The 2,668-nt window shown below is 38.1% G+C and carries 2 protein-coding genes; both read left to right on the forward strand.

Going from position 1 to position 2,668, the window contains the following annotated elements; genetic code table 11:
- Positions 1–62 precede the first annotated feature (62 nt).
- Complete coding sequence (gene cdd, locus E1176_RS02620) at positions 63–548, forward strand: cytidine deaminase (RefSeq protein ID WP_155209025.1); 486 nt, start codon at positions 63–65, stop codon at positions 546–548.
- A 68-nt stretch (positions 549–616) separates the two neighbouring features.
- Positions 617–2,668: GAF domain-containing protein (locus tag E1176_RS02625; RefSeq protein WP_155209026.1), on the forward strand; the 2,052-nt coding region annotated here is incomplete at its 3' end.

The raw sequence follows: 2,668 nt of genomic DNA on the forward strand, positions 1-2,668 counted from the left end.
TAAGACTAAAAAATTTTTAGCTTCACACATAGGTGTTATATTGCGAAGCTAATTAATATAGTATGCTCACCAAGACTTTAAAAAACGAATCTTATACAGAGTACCAAAGTGAAAAGGAACTTCCTCAGGAGGATATAGAATTACTCCAACATGCGCGTGATGCATGTAAAAGTTCTTATTCACCGTATTCAAATTTTCAGGTAGGAGTTGCAGTACGACTTGGCAGCGGAAAAATCGTTCGTGGATCCAATCAGGAAAATGCCGCTTACCCTTCCGGACTTTGTGCAGAGCGAGTAGCTTTATTTCATGTTGGCTCTAATTACCCCAATGAGAAGATTTTACAAATAGCTGTCGCTGCTAAAAGAGCCGAAGAATCTGAATTTCTACCCGTAACACCTTGCGGAAGTTGTAGACAAGTGATGCTGGAAAGTGAAAATAAGCAAGACCAACCTATCGAATTTATCATGAGATCGGGTAAAAACTCCTGGATAAAAACTCAATCTTGTAAAATTTTGCTACCTTTTAGTTTTGACGCTAGTAGTTTATAATTAAAGGCTAGTTTTGTTTTATTGAAGAAATTGTAAATTAGACAAATCCCACAAAATCTACTCAACGCATGAAGTTTGACTTCAGAGAACTTACGATAAAAAAGCAGCTCATTATCCTGTTTAGCATGTTCCTGGTTTTAGCTGTTATTAACTTTATCGTTATTCACAAACTTAAGTCTGGTATTGAGGCCTCTCGTTTTAAAGTTGAAATAGCTCAGCACCTTCCTACACAAATAAAGACTTTTACGGGAGCTCTGGAAAAAGTAAATGCTACAGATGAGCAGGCAAAGAAAGAACTACATCAGAGAGCTACTTCAATAAATAATCGCCTTAATACACTTTCTGATGGGGGAATTCCGAAAGGCTATGATGAATATGCAGAGCCAGTATCTGGAAAAGCAGAAGAGCTACTGACAAATGCTATTGTTATTTGGGATTCTGTTTACACTAATATTGACATTCTCAGGTTTGAAGCATACAAATTAGACACAGCGGTACAACAAGTCGTTGAAATACCGAATAATGACTCGCTCAACACCACGAGAACTGAAATTGTAAGTAAAATTATTAGCATAGATAATCCGAGAGTTGTTAAAGCAAAAAGCTTTGTTGAAGACAATTTATCAGATTTTTCAGATCGCACCCAAAGTGTAATTCAAAGCCTTGAGCAAAAGCAAGAAAACGCAGAGTCTATATTCGACTATGGAGTGCTGGCTGTTGTCATCATAAACCTGATCATCATCGGGTTGGTATTATTTGCTATCAAAAAAGCTGTGTTGCAACCGGTCGGCAAGTTAAATGACGTGACAGAGAAACTTAGCCAGGGGCATTTTGATACTTCCGTAGATTTTGAATGGAAAAACGAAATAAGCCTCATAGCACAAAAAATAAATAAGCTAGCCACGAACCTTCGAAATGCGACTGACTTTGTAAAAGAAGTGGGCAATGGCAATATCGACAAAGAATTTAAAGGCATAGATCAGGAAAATGTAAATGCCAACAGCTTAGAGGGCGCTCTTCTCAACATGAGAGCTCAGATGAAACAAGTTGAAGAAGAGGAAAAGGTAAGAAAATGGTCTGCAGAGGGTCTTACAAAATTTGTAGACATCCTTCGGTCGACCAACGATAACGTAACAGAGCTATGTGATAAGATCATCTCCAGCTTAGTAGACTACACACACTCTAATCAAGGGGGATTATACCTTCTAAACGAAGAAGATGAAATCAATAAGCATCTTGAGCTTGTCTCGCTATACGCCTTCAATACCAAAAAATATGACCAGCGCAGCTACAGATTAGGAGAAGGCCTTGTAGGGCAAACATTTTTAGAAAGAAAGACAACTTACCTACTTGAAGTACCCAATGACTACATCAATATTACTTCAGGTTTAGGGGGAGCAAATCCAAAGTCTATCTTAATTGTGCCTTTACAAGTAAATGAAGATATTTTTGGCATACTGGAGCTAGCTTCTTTCCAGGAATACCAGGACTATGAAATTGAATTTGTAGAGAAACTTGGCGAAAGTATAGCTTCAACTATTGCCACCGTAAGAAATAACCAGCAAACCAAAAGACTTCTTGAAGAATCTCAGGAACTAACCGAGCAAATGCAGGCTCAGGAAGAGGAGATGAGGCAAAATATGGAGGAGCTGTCTGCCACTCAGGAAGAAATGGCTAGAAAAGAGATAGAAATAACTGCTCAACTTACGGCTATAAACAACTCGCTAGGAACTATCGAGTACGATATAGAAGGAAACATCACCAACACCAATAGTGTATTTGAAAAAGCTATGGGCTATTCTCCGGGAGAGTTACAAGGCAACGCTTTTACCTCTATATACAAAGATGAGCGTAATATTTGGACCGAGCTATCGACAGGAAATTCACTTTCCGGTAATTTTAATTTCGAAAAAAATGATGGAGCGGATATCAACCTGAACTGTACATTTACACCTATTAGTAACAAGAGTGGTGAAACTTATAAAATAATACAGCTTGTCACTCAATTTGGTGTAGCTGGAAGTTCTGAAGGTAATGATAATGCCGACCTTGATCATTTAGAGCATACACTCAGACAAAACCTTGAAGAGCTTGAGATAACTCAAGAGCAACTCAATGAA

Origin of the sequence: Fulvivirga aurantia (assembly GCF_009711475.1) — a bacterium.
GTDB classification, from domain to species: domain Bacteria; phylum Bacteroidota; class Bacteroidia; order Cytophagales; family Cyclobacteriaceae; genus Fulvivirga; species Fulvivirga aurantia.

Excerpts from the sequence above, each read along its gene's own strand:
- cdd (WP_155209025.1), top strand. The coding sequence starts at position 63 with ATGCTCACCAAGACTTTAAAAAACGAATCTTATACAGAGTACCAAAGT.